This window comes from Variovorax sp. N23 (assembly GCF_025486315.1).
Lineage (GTDB): Bacteria > Pseudomonadota > Gammaproteobacteria > Burkholderiales > Burkholderiaceae_C > Variovorax.
In genome coordinates, this window is the sequence record NZ_JAOOPY010000015.1 from 64,453 (window position 1) to 84,163 (window position 19,711).

The following is a 19,711-nucleotide window of genomic DNA, read 5'->3' on the forward strand; positions in this document are numbered from 1 at the left end:
GGCAAGGGGCACCCAAGGTTTTTCGTTCCCGAAAACTCGAAAGGTTCATCATGGAAATCTCCAAGGCGGAGATCGCCTCCGCGGCTGCGGCTGCCGGCGGACAATCGCAAGAACTCATGGGCGCGGAGGTGCTGATCAAGGCACTCCAGGCCGAAGGCGTCGAGTACGTCTGGGGCTACCCCGGCGGCGCGGTGCTCTACATCTACGACGCGCTCTACAAGCAGAACACCATCCAGCATGTGCTGGTCCGCCACGAACAGGCGGCCGTGCATGCTGCGGACGGCTTTGCGCGCGCCACGGGCGAAGTCGGCGTGGCACTGGTCACGTCCGGTCCCGGCCTGACCAATGCGGTCACCGGCATCGCAACGGCCTACATGGACTCGATCCCGATGGTGATCATCTCGGGTCAGGTGCCGACGGCGGCCATCGGACTCGATGCATTCCAGGAATGCGACACGGTCGGCATCACGCGACCGATCGTCAAGCACAACTTCCTCGTCAAGGATCCCAAGGATCTGGCGATGACCATGAAGAAGGCCTTCCACATCGCGCGCACCGGCCGGCCCGGTCCGGTGGTGGTCGACGTGCCGAAGGACGTGTCGTTCAAGAAAATCACGTACACCGGCTATCCCGACAAGGTCGAGATGCGCTCGTACAACCCGGTGCGCAAGGGCCATGGCGGGCAGATCCGCAAGGCGCTGCAGCTGCTGCTCAACGCCAAGCGGCCGTACATCTACACCGGCGGCGGCGTGTTGCTGGGCAACGCGACGAACGAGCTGCGCGCGCTGGTCGACATGCTCGGCTACCCGGTCACGAACACGCTGATGGGCCTGGGCGCCTATCCGGCGAGCGACCGCAAGTTCCTGGGCATGCTGGGCATGCACGGCACGATCGAGGCCAACAACGCCATGCAGAACTGCGACGTGCTGTTGGCCGTGGGCGCGCGCTTCGACGACCGCGTGATCGGCAACCCCAAGCACTTCGCGCAGAACGAACGCAAGATCATCCATATCGACATCGACCCGTCGAGCATTTCCAAGCGGGTGAAGGTCGACATCCCGATCGTCGGCGACGTCAAGGACGTGCTGACCGAGCTGATCTCGATGGTCCGCGAAGCCTCGCAGAAGCCCGATGCCGGTGCGCTGGCCGACTGGTGGAAGACGATCGAAACCTGGCGCAGCAAGGACTGCCTGGCCTACGACCGCGGCAACCAGGACGTGATCAAGCCGCAGTACGTGGTCGAGACGCTCTGGAACATGACCAAGGACGCGGACGCATACATCACGTCGGACGTCGGCCAGCATCAGATGTGGGCCGCCCAGTACTACCGCTTCGACGAACCGCGCCGCTGGATCAACTCGGGTGGTCTGGGCACCATGGGCGTGGGCATCCCCTATGCCATGGGCATCAAGCTGGCCAAGCCGCAATCCGAGGTGTTCACCATCACCGGCGAAGGCTCGGTGCAGATGTGCATCCAGGAGCTGTCCACCTGCCTGCAGTACAACACGCCGATCAAGATCTGCGCGCTTAACAACCGCTACCTGGGCATGGTGCGCCAGTGGCAGGAGATCGAGTACTCCGGCCGCTACAGCCACAGCTACATGGACGCGCTGCCCAACTTCGTGAAGCTGGCCGAGGCCTATGGCCACGTCGGCATGCTGATCGAGCGGCCGCAGGACGTGGAGCCCGCGCTGCGCGAGGCGCGCAAGCTCAAGGACCGCACCGTCTTCATGGACTTCCGCACCGACCCGACCGAGAACGTGTTCCCGATGGTCAAGGCCGGCATGGGCATCACCGAGATGCTGCTGGGTTCCGAAGACCTCTAGCGCGAGCGACAGCGAAGCCACAAGTCCCCGTGTCCGAAGGACCGGGTTTCAACTTTTAATTGACGAATCTATTGTCCGCCGAGCCCGCGCATTACCGTGCGCGGGGGAGGGCGGCGAAAAGAGGAGTTCGCACACATGAAACACATCATCGCTGTCCTGCTGGAAAACGAGCCCGGCGCGCTGTCGCGCGTGGTGGGCCTGTTCTCGGCCCGTGGCTACAACATCGAATCCCTGACCGTGGCGCCGACCGAGGACCCGAGCCTCTCGCGCATGACCATCGTGACGGCCGGGTCCGACGACGTGATCGAGCAGATCACCAAGCACCTGAACCGGCTGATCGAAGTGGTCAAGGTCGTGGACCTGACCGAGGGTTCCTACACCGAGCGCGAGCTCATGATGGTGAAGGTGCGTGCGGTCGGCAAGGAGCGCGAAGAGATGATGCGCATGGCGGAGATTTTCCGCGGGCGCATCATCGACGTGACCGACAAGAGCTACACCATCGAGCTCACCGGCGACCACGGCAAGAACGACGCCTTCCTCGAGGCGATCGATCGCAGCGCCATTCTCGAAACCGTGCGTACCGGTGCCAGCGGCATCGGGCGCGGCGAGCGCATCCTGCGCGTCTAGTTTTTCAGTTCAACACCCACCAACGAGTCAACGAAGGAGCAATCATGAAGGTTTATTACGACAAGGACGCGGATCTGAGCCTGATCAAGGGCAAGACCGTCGCGATCATCGGCTACGGCTCGCAAGGCCACGCCCATGCACAGAACCTGAACGACAGCGGCGTGAAGGTCGTGGTCGGCCTGCGCAAGGGCGGCGCGTCCTGGCCGAAGGTCGAGAAGGCCGGCCTGAAGGTCGCCGAAGTCGCGGACGCCGTGAAGTCGGCCGACGTCGTCATGATCCTGCTGCCCGACGAGCAGATCGCCAACGTCTACAAGAACGACGTGGCGCCCAACATCAAGGAAGGCGCCTCGCTCGTCTTCGCACACGGGTTCAACGTGCACTACGGTTTCGTGCAGCCGCGCGCCGACCTCGACGTGTGGATGGTCGCCCCCAAGGCCCCGGGCCACACCGTGCGCAGCACCTACACGCAAGGCGGTGGCGTGCCCCACCTCGTGGCCGTGCACCAGGACAAGACCGGCAAGGCCCGTGACCTCGCCCTGAGCTACGCCACCGCCAACGGCGGCGGCAAGGCCGGCATCATCGAGACCAACTTCCGCGAAGAAACCGAGACCGACCTGTTCGGCGAACAGGCGGTGCTGTGCGGCGGCACGGTCGAGCTGATCAAGGCCGGTTTCGAAACGCTGGTGGAAGCCGGCTACGCGCCCGAGATGGCGTACTTCGAATGCCTGCACGAGCTCAAGTTGATCGTCGACCTGATCTATGAAGGCGGCATCGCCAACATGAACTACTCGATCTCGAACAACGCCGAGTACGGCGAGTACGTCACGGGCCCGCGCATCGTCACCGAAGAGACCAAGAAGGTCATGAAGCAGGTGCTCAAGGACATCCAGACCGGCGAATACGCCAAGAGCTTCGTGCTGGAAGCCGCTGCGGGCCAGCCGGCGCTGATCAGCCGTCGTCGCATCAATGCCGAGCACCAGATCGAAGTGGTCGGGGCGCAGCTGCGCAAGATGATGCCGTGGATCATGAAGAACAAGCTGGTCGACCAGACCAAGAACTGATCGCGCGCCATGCTGCCGAGGCCACCGTTCGCGGTGGCCTTTTTCTTTGCGGGCGCGCCAGAGGCCTGAACTAAACTGCCGACAAATGCACGACGACACCCTTCCCGACGAGATCCAGCCACGCAAGCGCCGCAAGGGCATCTACGTCCTCCCCAATCTCTTCACGCTGGCCGCCCTGTTCGGCGGCTTCTATTCGATCGTGATGGCGATGAACGCGCGCTTCGACCTCGCCGCGCTGGGCGTCTTCGCCGCCATGGTGCTCGACAGCCTGGACGGCCGGGTCGCCCGCATGACCAACACGCAGAGCGCGTTCGGCGAGCAGATGGATTCGCTGTCGGACATGGTGTCCTTCGGTGCGGCGCCCGCACTCATCGCCTACGAATGGTCGCTCAAGGGCCTCGGGCGCTGGGGCTGGATCGCCGCCTTCGTCTACTGCGCCTGCGCGGCCTTGCGTCTGGCGCGCTTCAACGTGAACACCGGCGTGGTCGACAAGCGCTGGTTCCAGGGCCTGCCATCGCCGGCGGCCGCAGCACTGGTGGCCGGTTTCATCTGGCTCATGACCGAATGGGGCAAGCGCGGCGGCGAGGTGCTGTACCTCTCGTGGTCCCAGATCACCTGGATCACCTTCGCCTTCACGCTGTACGCGGGGCTGTCGATGGTGACCAACGCGCCGTTCTACAGCTTCAAGGACATCCAGATGAAGAAGAGCGTCCCGTTCGCGGCGATCGTGCTCATCGCCCTGGGCATCGCCGTCATCAACATCCATCCGCCGACGGTGCTCTTCGGGCTGTTCGTGGCCTACGGCCTGAGCGGCTACGTGGTGTACGGCTGGCGCAAGGCCAAGGGGCAGCCGGCGAGCGTGATCAGTATTTCCACGGACGAGCCGGACGAGCGCGGCTTGCACAAGTGACCGCGGCCTGTGCTACATTCATTGCCCTCATGAACAAGATTTCGCTGGCCCTACTACTCATCCCCCACGGGCGGAGACGGTAGCGCACGCGCATCCCTCACCACGGCCCGTTCGCACCAGCAACGGGCCGTTTTGTTTGGGGTTGCTGGTGGTCCACCTACCACCGAAAGAATCGTCATGTTGAAGCAACCGCAAGCCAAGTACCGCGCATTCGCACCGATCGGCCTCAAGGACCGCACCTGGCCCGACGCCGTGCTGACGAAGGCCCCGACCTGGCTGTCGACGGACCTGCGTGACGGCAACCAGGCGCTCATCGAGCCGATGGACCTCGACCGCAAGCTGCGCATGTTCGACCTGCTCGTGCGCATCGGCTTCAAGGAAATCGAGGTCGGCTTCCCGGCCGCATCGCAGGTGGAATTCGACTTCCTGCGCAAGCTCATCGACGAAGACCGCATCCCCGACGACGTGACCATCCAGGTGATGACGCCGGCGCGCGAGGAACTCATCGCGCGCACCATCGAATCGCTGCGCGGCGCGCGCAAGGCGATCGTCCATGTCTACAACGCGGTGGCACCGGTCTGGCGCGAAGTGGTGTTCGGCATGACCGTGCCGGAGGTGATGGCGCTCATCGACCGCAGCGTCGGCCAGGTCAAGCGCCTGACTGATGCGCAACCCAAAACCGAGTGGGTGCTCCAGTATTCGCCCGAGGTGTTCTGCATGGCCGAACTCGAGGTGTCGTTGCAGGCCTGCGAGACGGCGATCACGGCCTGGGGCGCCGGGCGGCCCATCATCCTCAACCTGCCCACCACGGTGGAGATCAGCACGCCCAACGGGTTCGCCGACCAGATCGAGTGGATGTGCCGCCGCTTCGCCGACCGCCCCAACGTCGTCGTGTCGGTGCATCCGCACAACGACCGCGGCACCGGCACCGCCTCGGCCGAGTTCGCATTGATGGCCGGCGCCCATCGCGTCGAAGGCTGCCTCTTCGGCAACGGCGAGCGCACCGGCAACCTCGACATCGTGAACGTCGCGCTCAATCTCTACGTGCAGGGCGTCTCGCCGAACCTCGACTTCTCGGACATCGACGCGATCCGTGCCGAGGTGGAGCACTGCAACCAGTTGCCGGTGCATCCGCGCCATCCGTATGCGGGCGACCTGGTCTACACGTCGTTCTCGGGCTCGCACCAGGATGCGATCAAGAAGGCCTTCGCGATCCGCAAGGACGGCGATGTCTGGGCCATCCCGTATCTCCCGATCGACCCGAAGGACCTCGGCCGCAGCTACGAGGCCGTGATCCGCGTGAACAGCCAGTCGGGCAAGGGCGGCATGGCCTACCTGCTCGAGAGCGAATACGGCATCGAGATGCCGCGCCGCCTCCAGATCGAATTCATGCAAACGGTGCAGCGCGTGATGGACGTCGCCGGCAAGGAGTTGAGCGCGGCCGACCTCTACGCCCTGTTCGAGCGCGAGTACGGCCTGAAGACCGTGCAGGCCCTGCAGCACCGCGTGATCGAGGAGCAGGGCGAGGGCGCGGGCGCCTCGGTGGCTCTGCGCGGCGACCTGCCCTGGGGTGGCGAAATCCGCCGCATCGAAGGGCGCGGCAACGGCCCCATCGATGCCTTCATCCAGGCGCTGGCGGACAGTACCGGCCACGCGATCCGCGTGATCGACTACCACCAGCACGCCATCGGCGCGGGCGCCGACGCGCAGGCCGTGGCCTACCTCGAGATGCGGGTCGACGATCGGCACACGCTGTTCGGCGTGGGCATCGACCCCAACATCGTGTCGGCCTCGCTCAAGGCGATCGTCTCGGGGCTGGCGCGTGCCCGGTCGCGCAACGCATCCAGCGCACAATCCGACACCGTCGCGGCCTGAGCCGCTGCACCAGGAAGACAAGGACCTCCGATGACCGACAAGCTGATCATTTTCGACACCACCCTGCGTGACGGCGAGCAGTCGCCCGGCGCTTCCATGACCAAGGACGAGAAGCTGCGCATTGCCAGGCAGCTGGAGCGTCTGCGGGTGGATGTGATCGAGGCCGGTTTTCCGGCGAGCTCGAACGGCGATTTCGAGGCCGTGCAGTTGATCGCGAACACCATCAAGGAGTCGACCATCTGCGGTCTCTCGCGTGCCAACGACCGCGACATCTCGCGCGCCGCCGAGGCGCTCAAGGGGGCCGCCCGCGCTCGCATCCACACCTTCATTGCGACATCGCCGCTGCACATGGAGAAGAAGCTGCGCATGTCGCCCGACGAGGTCTTCGAGCAGGCGAAGCTGGCGGTGCGCTTCGCGCGCAATCAGGTGGCCGACGTCGAGTTCAGTCCGGAAGACGGCTACCGCAGCGACATGGACTTCCTGTGCCGCGTGCTCGAGGCGGTCATCGCCGAAGGCGCGACCACGATCAATGTGCCCGACACGGTGGGCTATGCGATTCCCGAGCTCTACGGCAATTTCATCAAGACGCTGCGCGAGCGCATCCCGAACAGCGACAAGGCGATCTGGTCGGTGCATTGCCACAACGACCTGGGCATGGCCGTGGCCAACTCGCTGGCCGGCGTGAAGATCGGTGGGGCGCGGCAGGTCGAGTGCACGATCAACGGCCTGGGTGAGCGGGCCGGCAACTGTTCGCTCGAAGAGGTCGTGATGGCCGTGAAGACCCGCAAGGACTACTTCGGGCTCGACCTGAGCATCGACACGCAGCACATCCTGGCCGCCAGCCGCATGGTCAGCCAGACCACCGGCTTCGTGGTGCAGCCGAACAAGGCGGTGGTGGGCGCCAACGCCTTCGCGCATGCCTCCGGCATCCATCAGGACGGCGTGCTCAAGGCGCGAGACACCTACGAAATCATGCGGGCCGAGGACGTGGGCTGGGCCAACAACAAGATCGTGCTGGGCAAGCTGAGCGGCCGAAACGCCTTCAAGCAGCGCTTGCAGGACCTGGGGGTGAGCATGCAGAGCGAGGCGGACATCAACACCGCCTTCGCCCGCTTCAAGGAACTCGCCGACAGAAAAAGCGAGATTTTCGATGAGGACATCCTGGCGCTTGTCAGCGACGAGCAGGCTGCGAGCGTTGGTGACTTGTTTGGATTTGTATCCTTGGCGCAGCACAGCGAAACCGGCGAGCGGCCCCAGGCCCGCGTCGTGTTCACCGTTCAGGGCAAAGAGGTCACCGGCGAGTCGGACGGCAACGGTCCGGTGGACGCATCTTTGAAGGCGATCGAGTCTCACGTGCGAAGTGGGGCCGAAATGGTGCTCTATTCGGTCAATGCAATCAGCGGATCGACCGAAAGTCAGGGCGAAGTCACGGTACGCTTGCAGAAGGCCGGTCGCGTCGTGAATGGCGTCGGCGCCGACCCCGATATCGTGGTGGCATCTGCCAAGGCTTATTTGAGTGCGCTCAACAAGTTACAGAGCCAAGCTGAGAGAGTGGCCGCACAAGGCTAGTTTCGGGCGATCCTTTTTGCTTCGAGTGAAGAAAGGGCCGCAAGTAACTGTTATTGCGCGCTTTTTTTGATTTCGATACACTGCGGACACCTTTTTCGCCGCTGGAGAGTTCTGAATGCCTGAGGCCCGTCCTTACCGAGTTTCTTCCCAGCGGTTCCGCCACGCCTTCCGTCTGATCGCTGTCGCGCTCTGCGCCGTGGCTTTCATCGCCCCGGCCGCCAATGCCGCCAGCGCCAAGCGGCCCGTGGCGGCGAAGAAGAGCCAGCCTGCCGCGGAGGCCAAGCGCAAGACCGCGCCGGTCGCGCAGCGCACGTCCAAGGCAAACCAGACCACTAAGAGCGTGCGCGGTGGCAGGAACGTGGTCGCCACCATTCGCAAGAGCGGCGGCAAGACTGTCGTTGCGGTACAACGCCGTTCGGTGGTCCGCGTGGAGCAACCGGCTCGCCTGTCCTACGGGCAAATGGCGGGTCTGCACAGCACCGATGACGCGCTCGACCTGAAGTCGAGTGCCGCGCTGGTCATCGACCAGGACACGCGCGAAGTGCTGTTCAGCAAGAACGACCACGCCGTGCTGCCCATTGCCTCGCTCACGAAGCTGATGACCGGCCTGCTGATCAGTGAAGCCCAGTTGCCGATGGACGAACTGCTGACCATCACCCAGGACGACGTCGACACCGAGAAGGGCAGCAGTTCGCGTCTGCGCATCGGTGCCACGCTGTCGCGCGGCGAACTGTTGCACCTGGCCCTTATGTCGAGCGAGAACCGCGCCGCACATGCCCTGGGCCGTACCTTTCCCGGCGGTCTGGCGACCTTCGTCAGCATGATGAACGCCAAGGCCAAGCTGCTCGGCATGAAGGACACGCGCTACGTCGAGCCGACCGGCCTGTCGAGCCACAACCAGTCGAGCGCGCAGGACCTGGCGCTGCTGGTGAATGCTGCCTCGGGCAATGCCACGGTGCGTGAGCTCTCGACATCGCCGGCCTACCAGGTCGAGGTCGGCAACCGGGTGCTGCAATACAACACCACCAACCGCCTCGTGAAGAGTCCGGATTGGCAGATCGGCCTGCAGAAGACCGGCTACATCTCCGAAGCCGGGCAGTGCCTGGTGATGCAGGCCCGCATCGCAGGCCGCAAGGTGATCATGGTGTTCCTGGACTCCGCCGGGAAATTCAGCCGAATCGCCGATGCGGAGCGCGTGCGCCGCTGGGTCGAGGCCTCGCACCTGATGTCGCCGACGCTGCAGGCCGCCTCGCAGCACGTCGCCGGAGACTGACCCTCGGCGGGCCGCGCGCTTCAGCCGGCGGCTGGGGCGCCTTGGTTGTACCCCAACGCGCTGGAGATCTCGCTGGCGGTGGCCTGCAGCTTGGGAAGCCAGCCCTCGTCCAGGCGATCGGCTGGCGCCGAGATCGACAGACCGGCCACCAGCTTGCTCTGGTCGTCGTAGATGCCGGCGGCCATGCAGCGCACGCCCAGTTCCAACTCTTCGTTGTCGCGCGCGATGCCGTACTGGCGTGCCTTGGAGAGTTCGCGCTCCAGTGCCGGCAGCTGCGTGATGCTGTTGCGCGTGTGGCCGGCGAGGCCGGTACGGGTCGCATAGCTGCGCACGCGCTGCGGGTCGTCCGCTGCGAGGAAAAGCTTGCCCGTCGAGGTGAGGTGCAAGGGGGCCCGCCCACCGATGGCGCGCACCACCTGCATGCCCGAGCGCTCGCTGTAGGCCCGTTCGATGTACACGATCTCGTCGCCCTGGCGCATGCTGAGGTTGACCGGTTGCTGCGTCAGCTTGTGCAGCTCACGCATGGGCGTCAGCGCGGCATCGCGTACGTTCAGGCGACCCTTGACGAGGTTGCCCAGTTCCAGCAGCCGCATGCCCAGCCGGTAGCTGCCGGCCTCGGGTCGGTCGACGAAGCGACCGACCGTCAGATCGTTCAGGATCCGATGCGTGGTGGAGGGGTGCAGCCCGGTCTTCTCGCTGATCTCCTTGAGGGAAATCGCTTCCTCGCGCGAGGCCAGCACGTCGATCAGCGCGAACATGCGCTCGATGACCTGGATGACCGGCGTGGCAGGGACGTCTGATTGTGGTTTTCTCATGAGCGCAACGCGGTGATGTCCGGGCTGCGATTTTACTTGGTGAAATCGGCGGTCCGCCAGCGCCCGTCGACCAGCACCTCGTGCGGCGTGTAGCGGGCCTTGTAGCTCATCTTGGGGCTGGCCTCGATCCAGTAGCCGAGGTAGACGTAGGGCAGGCCGAGCTCGCGTGCCTGAGCGATCTGCCACAGCACGCCGTGGTTGCCGTAGGCGGTGCCTTCCTCCGGCTCGTAGAAGGTGTAGACCGCCGAGATGCCGTCGTCGAGCACGTCGAGGATCGACACCATCTTGAGCGCACCCGCATTGCCGTCGGGCAGCGTTTCCCGGAACTCGACCAGGCGTGAATTCACCCGGCTCTGCAGCAGGAACTGGGTGTACTGGTCGATGCTGTCGTGGTCCATGCCGCCGCCGGCATGGCGGCCGTTCTGGTAGCGCAGGTACAACTGGTAGTGCTCGGGCATGAAGCACAGTTTGAGCACGCGCACCTGCAGGTTGGCGTGCTGTTTCATGGCGCGGCGCTGGCTGCGGTTGGGCTGGAAGTCGTTGACCCGCACGCGCAGCGGCACGCAGGCACTGCAGCCGTCGCAATAGGGGCGGTAGGTGAACATCCCGCTGCGTCGGAAGCCGTTGCGCACCAGGTCGGAGTAGGCGTCGTTGTGGATCAGGTGGCTCGGCGTCGCGACCTGCGACCGCGCCTGCCGGTCCGGCAGGTAGCTGCAGGGATAGGGCGCCGTTGCATAGAACTGCAACGTGTGGAGCGGGAGTTCCTTGAGGTGCGTCACGTCGTCGAAGGTCGCGCAGGCAGGAGTTCGGACCAGTATACGGGCTCGAAATGCCACGGGGGCGCGGGCTCTTCGCGCGCCCGTGCGACGTGCGCGACGAAACGTTCGCGCGGCATCTCGCTGGCGCCCAGGCTCGCGAGGTGCGCGGTGTTCTGCTGGCAGTCGATCAGTTGCACACCGTGGCGACGGCACAGGCACACGAGCGCAGCCAGCGCGATCTTCGACGCGTCGGTGCGGCGCGCGAACATCGATTCGCCGAAGACGGCCTGACCGATCGACACGCAATACAACCCGCCGACCAGTTCGCCGCCGATCCAGGTCTCGACGCTGTGCGCGTGGCCGGCGCGGTGCAGCGCGCCGTAGGCCTCGACCATGGGCGGCACGATCCAGGTGCCGGATTGCCCCTCGCGCGGGGCGGCCGAACAGGCGCGGATCACGGTGTCGAAGCCGTGGTCGATGCGGATCTCGCAGCGTGGGTCGGTGCGGAAGGCTTGCAGCACCTTGCGCAGCGAGCGGTGCAGCCGGAACGATGCCGGCGCCAGCGTCATGCGCGGGTCAGGGCTCCACCACAGGATCGGCTGATCGTCGCTGAACCACGGAAAGATCGCGTGGCCGTAGGCATCGAGCAGGGTCGGCACGTCGAGCGCGCCGCCAGCGGCCAGCAGGCCCGGCACCGGGTCGAGGTCGCCCCAAGCCTTGGCCGGGGCCGGCAGGGGATCGCCGGGCGCGAGCCAGGGCAGGTTCATGGCGAAGACTTTGGCGAGCGCTGGCCGACGGGGTGTCCGAGCGGCCGAAAACGAAGGTTGGAGGAATGTCCTGTGTTAACAGTCTGTCGATGATGTGGCAAGCGTTCTGACGTTTGAGGGTCCCGCCTTCTGGAGGACTTCTTCACGGAATGATCCGTTGCGGCAGATCCGATGCCGTCCAGGTGCCCGGCGGCGCCCGCATCACCGGCATGCCGCGCAAGAATAGCGGCACAAGAACGACTCAAGGTGGAAAAAGTGACCATGCGAAATGGAACCGTGTCGGCAGACCTGGTCAGACGGCGCGCCGCGACGCCTTGCAGGCGTCGGGCGTAAAGAGCCGGCCATGCTGCAGCGATTGCTCGCCGCGTCGTTGATCACGCCGCCTGCCATCTGGGGCAAGTTGCCTGCCCATGCCGATTTCATCGGCAGCGGCCTGAGCATGCGACATCGCGACGCGTGGTGCGCATGGTTCGAGGCCCAGGGCGAAGGCGTCGTCGCAGCCGATGCCAATGACGACACCCGGGCCTTGCCGACGGCCTTCGTCCTGTCTCCCGGCGCCTTGCCCTTTGCGCGACATCGCTTCGTCGTCGGTGTCGTGGCGGCTTCCTGCGACCGCTTCGGTCGGCCGTACCCGCTCGTGATCTATCACCAAGCCCATCCGCGGTGGGTGGCTCGCCATTTCGCGCGCCAGGCGCGGGAGCCGCACGACTGGTTCTTCTGGCTGGCACGCACGGTGACGCGGCACGGCAGTCTGCACGACGCTGCCGACATCCGTACGCTCGAACGGATGGTCAAGGCGCTCTGGCGCCTGCACGCGCCGACCTGGCTCGAGCTCGCCAGCGCCGGCCGGCACGGCGTGCCCACGCCGGCGCGCGGCCGCGTGCAGGCGTTGCTCGACCGCATGGCCGGCCCGGTGAGGCAGGACGACCCGGGGCGGCGCTTCTGGGGCGTGCGCCACCTGCCATGGATCGACTGGCCGCAGCGACTGAGCCATCAGCCCGGTGAATGTGCGTTCTGGCAGCAGGATTCGCGCGGCCGCTACGTGAACGCATCCGACCGGCTGGACACGCTGTGGGGCGGGCTGTCGTGAGCCCGCGGCGCGTGGCGACCGAGGCGGGCGGCGGCCTGCCGCTGGTACTGCGACTGGTCCGCAGCCGCGGGCTGCCGCGCGTCGGCGCCATCACCATTCCCGCGGAAGGCGGCGGCCTGGCGGCGGCGCTGCAACTGGGCGGCCCGCCGCTGAGTCCGGTCGACAGCGAGGATGCCAACCGATGCGTCATCGCGCGGATCGATGGTCAATGGGTGCTCAGCAACCAGAGCCGTGCGCTGGTCTGCGCGCTGAACGGCCAGCGCATCGGCACGGGCAAGCGGCCGGCACTGTTCGATGGCGACGTGCTCGAACTCGGGCTGCTGCGCTTCGAGGTCGATGCCATGCACGGCGCCGGCCACGGTACCGCCGAGCCCGCGCCGCCACCGTGGGTGCTTTTGGGAAAGCGCGATCCTCCCTCTCACGCTGCGGACGAGACCGTCGCCGAATTCGGCTTCCGGCATCGCGCCAGTCCGCCCGAGTCCACCTGGTAGCACCTGGTAGCGATGGCGTGTCGCCTCGGTCGCTGCAGCGTCGGCGGTCAACCCGTATAGTGGCCGCTCGACAACCTCCCGCGCTGCTCCACGGCCGACCCGGCCGGTGCGCGCGTCTAGCAGGAATCTCGCGTGGACCACGACACAACATCCCCCGATCCCCTTCGTTTCGGCAGCGGCCAGGCCGTCCGCCGGCTGGAGGACCAAGCCCTCCTGTCCGGCGCCGGCCGCTACACGGACGACGTGCAGCCCGCGGGGCTCACGCACCTGATCTTCGTGCGCTCGCCGTACCCGCATGCGCGCATCGTCTCGGTCGACCTGTCGGCTGCGCGCGAGATGCCCGGCGTCGTCGGCATCCTCAGCGGTGCCGATCTGGCCGCCGCGGGCGTTCAGCCGATGCCCGGCACCGCGGGCTTCAAGCGGCCGGACGGCGGGCCGGGCGTGTCGCCACCGCGGCGCGCGCTGGCGCACGAGCGCGTCCGCTTCGTGGGGGAGCCGGTGGCCGCCGTGGTGGCCGACACGATCGAGCAGGCGCGCAACGCGGCCGAGGCCGTGTTCGTCGACTACGAGGAGCTGCCGATGGTGGTCGACCTCGCCGCCGCGGCCGCACCGGGTGCCCCGCAGATCCTCGACGAGGCGCCCGGCAACATCGCCGCGGAGGCGCGCCACGGCAGCATCGACGCCACGACCGCGGCTTTCGCGAAGGCGAAGCACGTGGTCGCGCTCGACATCGTCAACCAGCGCGTGGTGGCGCTCACGATCGAGCCGCGCGTGGTGCTGGCCGACATCGAGCAGGGCACGGGCCGGCTCAGCATTCGCATGAGCACGCAGATGCCCTCGGGCGTGCGTACCTCGGTGTGCGACGCCATCGGCCTGCCGAAGGAACAGGTGCGCGTAGTGGTCGGCGACGTCGGCGGCGGTTTCGGCATGAAGACCGGCGCCTACCCGGAAGACATTGCCGTCGCCTACTGCGCGCATGTGCTCAAGCGCCCTGTGAAATGGGTGGCCGACCGCAGCGAGGAATTCGTCTCGTCGGCGCACGGCCGCGACGTTTCCTCGCATGCCGAACTCGCGCTCGATGCCAACGGCAAGATTCTCGCCCTGCGCATCCATTCGCTGGCCAACGTTGGCGCCTACGCGACCGGCACCGGCGTGGCCATCCAGCTGCTGATCGGCCCCTGGGTGCAGACCAGCGTCTACGACATCCAGACCGTCGACTTCCACTTCCAGGCGGTGCTCACCAACTGCGCGCCGACCGGCGCCTACCGCGGCGCCGGCCGGCCCGAAGCCATCTTCATGATGGAGCGCCTGATGGACGAGGCCGCGCGCCAGACGGGCATCGACCGCATCGAGCTGCGCCGCCGCAACTTCATCCGCCCCGAACAGATGCCCTACACCAACCCGATGAAGCAGGTGTACGACACCGGCCAGTTCGAGAAGGTGATGGACCAGGGCCTGGCGCTGGCCGACTGGTCCGGCTTCGAGGCCCGCGCCGCCGCATCGAAGGCTGCCGGCAAGCTGCGCGGCCTCGGCATCGCGACTTTCCTGGAATGGACCGGTGGCAACGTCTTCGAGGAGCGCGTCACCGTGGCCGTGAGGCCCGACGGCTTCATCGAGGTCTTCTCGGCGGTGAACGCGATGGGGCAGGGCATCGCGACCTCGCTCGCGCAGCTCGCCGTCGACGTGTTCGGCGTGCCGATCGAGAAGGTGCGTGTGATCCTGGGCGACACCGACCGCGGCGACGGCTTCGGCAGCGCCGGCTCGCGCTCGCTCTTCACCGGCGGCTCGGCCGTGCGGGTGGGCGCCGAGCGCACCGTCGACCAGGCGCGCCAGCTGGCGGCCAAGGAGTTCGAGGCCGCCTTTGAAGACGTGCGTTACGCCAACGGCAGTTTCACGGTGGCCGGCACCGACCTGAAGCTGGGCCTGTTCGAGCTGGCCGGCAAGCAGCCCGATGGCCAGATCTTCGTCGACTCGACCAGCACCGTGAGCGGCCCGACCTGGCCGAACGGCTGCCACATCTGCGAGGTGGAGATCGACGCGCCGACCGGCGAGGTGACGGTGGTGGCGTACAGCTCGGTCAACGACGTCGGCCGCGTGGTCAACCCGATGATCGTGCGCGGCCAGCTCGACGGCGGCGCGGTGCAGGGCATCGGCCAGGCGCTGTACGAGCGCGTGGTGTACGACAGCGAAACCGGCCAGCCGGTGACCGGCAGCCTGATGGACTACGCGGTGCCGCGCGCCGAGGTGTCGGAGGTGATGTTCCGCACCGAGATGGACGAATCCACGCCCTGCAAGAACAACCCGCTGGGCGTGAAGGGCGTGGGCGAGCTGGGCACCATCGGCGCGACACCGTCGATCGTCAACGCGGTGGCCGACGCGTTCGCGCGTGCCGGCCTGAGCGCGCAGGCGCCGAAGCTTCAGATGCCGCTGAGTTCGGCGCGCGTCTGGCAGGCACTCCAGACGGCCGACTGAGCGGACTCAGAAGTCCTCGAGCGGCAGGCCGACGTAGTTCTCGGCCAGCGCCGTCGAGGCGGCCGGCGAATGGACCAGGTAGTCGAGCTCGGCTTCCTGGATCTTCTGGCCGAACTCGCCGGTCTCCGGAAAGCGGTGCATCAGCGAGGTGAACCACCACGAGAAGCGCTCGGCCTTCCACACGCGGCGCAGGCACAGGTCGGAATAGCGGTCGAGTGCCGACGGCGAACGCTCGCGGTAGAAGATCTCCAGCGCGCGCGACAGGTAGCCCACGTCCGCTGCCGCCAGGTTGAGCCCCTTGGCGCCGGTCGGCGGCACGATGTGCGCCGCGTCGCCTGCCAGGAAGAGGCTGCCGAAGCGCAGCGGCTCGGCCACGAAGCTGCGCAGCGGCGCGATGCTCTTCTCCAGTGACGGCCCCGTCACCAGACGCTCGCGCGCTTCGGGGTCGAGGCGCGCGCGCAGCTCGTTCCAGAAGGCCTCGTCGCTCCAGCGCTCGACGCGCTCGTCGACCGGCACCTGCACGTAGTAGCGGCTGCGCGTCGTGCTGCGCATGCTGCACAGCGCAAAGCCGCGCGCCGTGTTGGCGTAGATCAGTTCGTCCGACACCGGCGGCACGTCGGCCAGCACACCGAGCCAGCCGAAGGGGTAGACCTTCTCGTAGAGCCGCAGCGCCGCCGGCGGCACACTGGCGCGGCTCACGCCGTGGAAGCCGTCGCAGCCGGCGATGAAGTCGCAGTCGATCTCTTGCGCGACGTCGCCTTGCACGAAGCCGACCCTTGGCTGCGCGCTGTCGAAGTCGTGCAGCGTGACGCCCTCGGCCTTGTAGAAGGTGCGCAGGCCGGCGGCCTCGCGTGCCGCCATCAGATCGCGCGTGACCTCGGTCTGGCCGTACACCGTCACACGACGGCCACCGGTCAGGCCGTGCATGTCGATACGGTGGCGCGCCCCCTGGAACAGCAGCTCGATGCCTTCGTGCGGCAGGCCTTCGGCCTGCGCGCGTGCGTCGACGCGGGCCCGTGCCAGCAGGTCCATCGTGACCTGCTCGAGCACGCCGGCGCGGATGCGCCCCAGCACGTAGTCGGGGCTCTGGCGTTCGACGATCACGTTGTCGATGCCGGCCTGGTGCAGCAATTGGCCCAGCAGCAGGCCGGCCGGGCCGGCGCCGATGATGGCGACTTGGGTGCGCATGGTATGTCTCCTGAAACTCGCGAATTCGCAGTGACAGCGTAGGGCGCGTGGCCGGCGGGCCGTGGTCGCGCAGAGCGCCAGTGCGCGATGCGCCGAGCGGCTGTGCGATGATCGCGCAGCAACCGGCCGCTTCCCCATGACCATCGCCAAACCCGACTTCATCGAAGGCATCGCCAAGGGCATGGCGGTGCTCGAGAGCTTCGATACCGAGCGGCAGCGCCTCAACGCGACGCAAGCCGCCGAGCGCGCCGGCCTCACACGCGCTGCGGCGCGGCGCCACCTGCTCACGCTGGCGCATCTGGGCTACCTCGAGACCGATGGCAGCGCGTTCTGGATGTCGCCCAAGGTGCTGCGCTTCTCGGGCAGTTACCTGGCATCGTCGCGCCTTCCGCGTGCACTGCAACCCACGCTCAACCGCCTGGCCGCGCAGACACAGGAGTCCTTCTCGGCCGTCGTGCTCGATGGCGAAGAGGCGGTGATCGTCGCGCGCAGCGTGGCCTTCGGCGCGCCCACGCGCGTGCTGGCCTACGGCCTGCACCTCGGCGCGCGGCTGCCCGCGCACGCCACCTCGACCGGCCGCATGCTGCTTGCCGCGATGAGCAGCGCGGAACTCGCGCAATGGCTCAAGGGTCGCACGCTGGCGCGGCTCACCTCGCACACCGTGACGCAGACCACCGTGCTGCGCCAGCGCCTGGCGCAGGTGCGCAAGGACGACCATTGCATCGCCAGCGAAGAACACGAGCTCGGTGTGCAGGCGCTCGCCGTGCCGCTGCGGGACATGCGTGGGCGTACCGTCGCGGCGCTCAACGTCGTGCTTTCCGGGGCGCACCGCAGCGACGACGCCCTGCGCCGCGATCTGCTCCCGCTGATGTACGACGCGGCGCGCGAGGTGCGCGCCCTGCTTTGAGATCGGAATCCCCATGCGACTGCTGCTGCTCGAAGACGACGTGATGATCGGCGAAGCCGTGCTCGACCTGCTGCGGGCCGAGCAGTACGCCGTCGACTGGGTCAAGGACGGCGAGGCCGCCGAGAGCGCGCTACGCACCCAGCAGTACGACCTGGTGCTGCTCGATCTGGGCGTGCCGCGGCGCGACGGCCTCGAGGTGCTGCGAGGCCTGCGCGCGCGCAAGCAGCGCATGCCGGTGCTGATCGCCACCGCCCGCGATTCGGTACAGCAGCGCATCGAAGGGCTCGACGCGGGTGCCGACGACTACGTGCTCAAGCCCTACGACCTCGACGAACTGCTGGCACGCATCCGTGCCTTGCTGCGCCGCGCCTCGGGCCGCGCCGAGCCGGTGTACGAGCACCTGGGCGTGAGCATCAACCCCGGCACGCGCGAAGCGTCGGTCAATGGTCAGCCGGTGATTCTTTCGGCGCGCGAGTGGGCGGTGCTCGAGCCGCTCATCGCCCGGCCCGGCCTGGTGCTGTCGCGTGCGCAGATCGAGGAAAAGCTCTACAGCTGGAAGGACGAGATCAGCAGCAACGCGGTCGAGGTCTACGTCCACGGCCTGCGCAAGAAGCTGGGGGCCGACTTCATCCGCAACGTGCGGGGCGTGGGCTACATGGTGCCGAAGGCATGACGCGCCCCGCACCGTCGTTCTTCGGCTCGCTGCGCGCGCGCCTGCTGCTGTTCCTGCTGGCCGCCATCGTGCTCGCCGCGGGCGCGCAGGCCTTCGTCGCGTACCGCACGGTGCTCAAGGAAGCCGACGAGATCTTCGACTACCACATGCAGCAGATGGCAATGTCGCTGCGCTCGGGCCTGCCGCCGAGTTCGGCGGTCGGGGGCATCGGCGGGGCCGAGCAGAACTTCGAGTTCGTCGTGCAGGTGTGGACGGCCGACGGCGTGCGCATCTTCGAGTCGGCCGAGCAGGCCGCGCTGCCGCAGATCGCGGTGCTGGGCTTCGCCGACGTGCGCGCGCGCGGCACCACCTACCGCGTGTTCTCGATGCAGACGCGCAGCCTCGTCATCCAGGTCGCGCAGGACATGGCGGTGCGCCGGCAGATGGCGCGGGCGCTGGCGGTGCGCACGATCATGCCGGTGGCCCTGATGGCGCCCATCCTCATGCTGGTCGTCTGGTGGGTCGTCAGCCGGTCGCTCGCGCCGGTGGCGCGGGTGCGGCGCCAGGTGGCCGCGCGCCAGGCCGACGACCTGTCGCCGGTCGGTGAGGAGGGCCTGCCCGACGAGGTGCGCCCGCTGGTGCAGGAACTCAACCTGCTGTTCGAGCGCGTGCGCCACGCCTTCGACGCGCAGAAGCACTTTGTCGCCGACGCCGCGCATGAACTTCGCTCGCCGCTGGCGGCTCTCAAGCTGCAGGTGCAGGGCCTGCAGCGCGCGAACGACGACGCCACACGCGCGCTGGCGACGGGCCGGCTGGCCGCCGGCATCGATCGCGCCACCCAGCTGGTCGAGCAGCTGCTTGCGCTGGCGCGGCACGAGGCCAGCGTGGCCGGCGGTGCCGCGGCCGAGCCGGTCGATCTGCCTGCGCTCGCGCGGCTCGCCATCTCCGACGTGGTGGCGGCGGCGCAGGCACGGCGCATCGACATCGGGCTCGACCAGGCCGATGCGGCCGTCGTGCCGGGCCACCCCGAGGCGCTGCGCATGCTGCTGCGCAACCTGCTCGACAACGCCGTGAAGTACACGCCCGAAGGCGGGCGCGTCGACCTGCGCATCGCGGCCGACGACAACGGCGTCGAGGTGCAGGTCGACGACAGCGGCCCCGGCCTGCCGGCGGAAGAACGCGAACGCGTGCTCGACCGCTTCTACCGCGCCGGCCAGGCGCGGACCGCGCAGGCGCCCGGCAGCGGGCTGGGCCTGGCGATCGTCAAGTCGATCGCCGACCTGCACGGCGCCACCGTCGCGCTGGGCGCATCGGAGCGGCTCGGCGGCCTGCGCGTCGTCGTGCGTTTTCCCCGCCGCCGCTGAGCCGCACGCCGCGGGCGGCGCGGCGCCCCTGGTTTAAGCACGGCCTAAGTCTGGGCGCGCACATTC

Annotated in this window: 16 protein-coding genes and 1 pseudogene; 13 read left to right on the forward strand and 4 right to left on the reverse strand. The window is 67.4% G+C overall.

Annotated features, from left to right (window positions below):
- Positions 1 to 50 precede the first annotated feature (50 nt).
- The 7 genes and pseudogenes from N8A90_RS20160 (at position 51) to N8A90_RS20190 (ending at position 9,141) form a co-directional block, all read left to right on the forward strand.
- Entirely contained in the window at positions 51 to 1,826 is a 1,776-nt protein-coding gene (locus N8A90_RS20160; protein ID WP_262076812.1) for an acetolactate synthase 3 catalytic subunit, read from the forward strand.
- A 135-nt stretch (positions 1,827 to 1,961) separates the two neighbouring features.
- The gene (gene ilvN, locus N8A90_RS20165; RefSeq protein WP_262076813.1) at positions 1,962 to 2,453 is read left to right on the forward strand and encodes an acetolactate synthase small subunit; all 492 of its coding nucleotides are present in this window, start codon (positions 1,962 to 1,964) and stop codon (positions 2,451 to 2,453) included.
- A 29-nt stretch (positions 2,454 to 2,482) separates the two neighbouring features.
- Positions 2,483 to 3,514: pseudogene (gene ilvC, locus N8A90_RS20170) on the forward strand (ketol-acid reductoisomerase); the annotation flags it as partial.
- Between the two features lie 85 nt (positions 3,515 to 3,599).
- Positions 3,600 to 4,424, forward strand: a complete 825-nt coding sequence (gene pssA, locus N8A90_RS20175) for a CDP-diacylglycerol--serine O-phosphatidyltransferase (RefSeq protein WP_262076814.1) — start codon at positions 3,600 to 3,602, stop codon at positions 4,422 to 4,424.
- A 177-nt stretch (positions 4,425 to 4,601) separates the two neighbouring features.
- Positions 4,602 to 6,299: a 2-isopropylmalate synthase gene (gene leuA / locus N8A90_RS20180; RefSeq protein ID WP_262076815.1), complete on the forward strand. Its 1,698-nt coding sequence runs from the start codon at positions 4,602 to 4,604 to the stop codon at positions 6,297 to 6,299.
- Between the two features lie 30 nt (positions 6,300 to 6,329).
- Positions 6,330 to 7,868 carry a 2-isopropylmalate synthase gene (locus N8A90_RS20185; RefSeq protein ID WP_262076817.1) on the forward strand — a complete coding sequence of 513 codons (1,539 nt, stop codon included), beginning with the start codon at positions 6,330 to 6,332 and terminating at the stop codon, positions 7,866 to 7,868.
- 115 nt (positions 7,869 to 7,983) lie between these two features.
- Entirely contained in the window at positions 7,984 to 9,141 is a 1,158-nt protein-coding gene (locus N8A90_RS20190) for a serine hydrolase (protein WP_262076819.1), read from the forward strand.
- A gap of 20 nt (positions 9,142 to 9,161) precedes the next feature.
- On the opposite strand, the gene N8A90_RS20195 is transcribed toward N8A90_RS20190, so the two are convergent.
- From N8A90_RS20195 to aat, 3 genes are read right to left on the reverse strand one after another with little or no spacing between them, the layout of a single operon-like run.
- Positions 9,162 to 9,956, reverse strand: coding sequence for an IclR family transcriptional regulator (locus N8A90_RS20195; protein ID WP_262076820.1), 795 nt, complete (start codon positions 9,954 to 9,956; stop codon positions 9,162 to 9,164).
- Between the two features lie 32 nt (positions 9,957 to 9,988).
- A complete protein-coding gene (locus N8A90_RS20200; RefSeq protein WP_262076821.1) occupies positions 9,989 to 10,735 on the reverse strand; it encodes an arginyltransferase in 747 nt (248 codons plus the stop codon).
- Positions 10,732 to 11,481: a leucyl/phenylalanyl-tRNA--protein transferase gene (aat, locus tag N8A90_RS20205; protein ID WP_262076822.1), complete on the reverse strand. Its 750-nt coding sequence runs from the start codon at positions 11,479 to 11,481 to the stop codon at positions 10,732 to 10,734. Before aat ends, N8A90_RS20200 begins: the two co-directional genes overlap by 4 nt.
- Positions 11,482 to 11,824: 343 nt before the next feature.
- On the opposite strand from aat, the gene tagF reads away from it, so the two are divergent.
- From tagF to N8A90_RS20220, 3 genes are all read left to right on the forward strand, one after another.
- Positions 11,825 to 12,571: a type VI secretion system-associated protein TagF gene (tagF, locus tag N8A90_RS20210; protein ID WP_262076823.1), complete on the forward strand. Its 747-nt coding sequence runs from the start codon at positions 11,825 to 11,827 to the stop codon at positions 12,569 to 12,571.
- Positions 12,568 to 13,062, forward strand: coding sequence for an FHA domain-containing protein (locus N8A90_RS20215; protein WP_262076824.1), 495 nt, complete (start codon positions 12,568 to 12,570; stop codon positions 13,060 to 13,062). The genes tagF and N8A90_RS20215 overlap by 4 nt, the downstream gene beginning before the upstream one ends.
- A 132-nt stretch (positions 13,063 to 13,194) precedes the next feature.
- The gene (locus N8A90_RS20220) at positions 13,195 to 15,534 is read left to right on the forward strand and encodes a xanthine dehydrogenase family protein molybdopterin-binding subunit (RefSeq protein WP_262076826.1); all 2,340 of its coding nucleotides are present in this window, start codon (positions 13,195 to 13,197) and stop codon (positions 15,532 to 15,534) included.
- Between the two features lie 6 nt (positions 15,535 to 15,540).
- Here N8A90_RS20220 and pobA read toward each other — a convergent pair whose 3' ends face one another.
- Complete coding sequence (pobA, locus tag N8A90_RS20225; protein WP_262076827.1) at positions 15,541 to 16,722, reverse strand: 4-hydroxybenzoate 3-monooxygenase; 1,182 nt, start codon at positions 16,720 to 16,722, stop codon at positions 15,541 to 15,543.
- Between the two features lie 136 nt (positions 16,723 to 16,858).
- On the opposite strand from pobA, the gene N8A90_RS20230 reads away from it, so the two are divergent.
- Genes N8A90_RS20230 through N8A90_RS20240 form a run of 3 tightly spaced genes read left to right on the forward strand, consistent with a single transcriptional unit; the run spans position 16,859 to position 19,645 of the window.
- On the forward strand, positions 16,859 to 17,629 hold the full coding sequence (locus N8A90_RS20230; protein WP_262076828.1) for an IclR family transcriptional regulator C-terminal domain-containing protein: 771 nt from the start codon (positions 16,859 to 16,861) through the stop codon (positions 17,627 to 17,629).
- Positions 17,630 to 17,642: 13 nt separating this feature from the next.
- Positions 17,643 to 18,302, forward strand: a complete 660-nt coding sequence (locus N8A90_RS20235) for a response regulator (protein WP_262076830.1) — start codon at positions 17,643 to 17,645, stop codon at positions 18,300 to 18,302.
- A complete protein-coding gene (locus N8A90_RS20240; RefSeq protein ID WP_262076831.1) occupies positions 18,299 to 19,645 on the forward strand; it encodes an ATP-binding protein in 1,347 nt (448 codons plus the stop codon). The genes N8A90_RS20235 and N8A90_RS20240 overlap by 4 nt, the downstream gene beginning before the upstream one ends.
- Positions 19,646 to 19,711 lie beyond the last annotated feature (66 nt).

Coding starts and splice junctions, on each gene's coding strand:
- N8A90_RS20240 (WP_262076831.1), top strand. CDS start 18,299: ATGACGCGCCCCGCACCGTCGTTCTTCGGCTCGCTGCGCGCGCGCCTG.
- N8A90_RS20195 (WP_262076820.1), bottom strand. CDS start 9,956: ATGAGAAAACCACAATCAGACGTCCCTGCCACGCCGGTCATCCAGGTC.
- N8A90_RS20230 (WP_262076828.1), top strand. CDS start 16,859: ATGACCATCGCCAAACCCGACTTCATCGAAGGCATCGCCAAGGGCATG.
- pssA (WP_262076814.1), top strand. CDS start 3,600: ATGCACGACGACACCCTTCCCGACGAGATCCAGCCACGCAAGCGCCGC.
- tagF (WP_262076823.1), top strand. CDS start 11,825: ATGCTGCAGCGATTGCTCGCCGCGTCGTTGATCACGCCGCCTGCCATC.
- leuA (WP_262076815.1), top strand. CDS start 4,602: ATGTTGAAGCAACCGCAAGCCAAGTACCGCGCATTCGCACCGATCGGC.
- N8A90_RS20235 (WP_262076830.1), top strand. CDS start 17,643: ATGCGACTGCTGCTGCTCGAAGACGACGTGATGATCGGCGAAGCCGTG.
- N8A90_RS20190 (WP_262076819.1), top strand. CDS start 7,984: ATGCCTGAGGCCCGTCCTTACCGAGTTTCTTCCCAGCGGTTCCGCCAC.
- pobA (WP_262076827.1), bottom strand. CDS start 16,722: ATGCGCACCCAAGTCGCCATCATCGGCGCCGGCCCGGCCGGCCTGCTG.
- ilvN (WP_262076813.1), top strand. CDS start 1,962: ATGAAACACATCATCGCTGTCCTGCTGGAAAACGAGCCCGGCGCGCTG.
- N8A90_RS20185 (WP_262076817.1), top strand. CDS start 6,330: ATGACCGACAAGCTGATCATTTTCGACACCACCCTGCGTGACGGCGAG.
- N8A90_RS20160 (WP_262076812.1), top strand. CDS start 51: ATGGAAATCTCCAAGGCGGAGATCGCCTCCGCGGCTGCGGCTGCCGGC.
- aat (WP_262076822.1), bottom strand. CDS start 11,481: ATGAACCTGCCCTGGCTCGCGCCCGGCGATCCCCTGCCGGCCCCGGCC.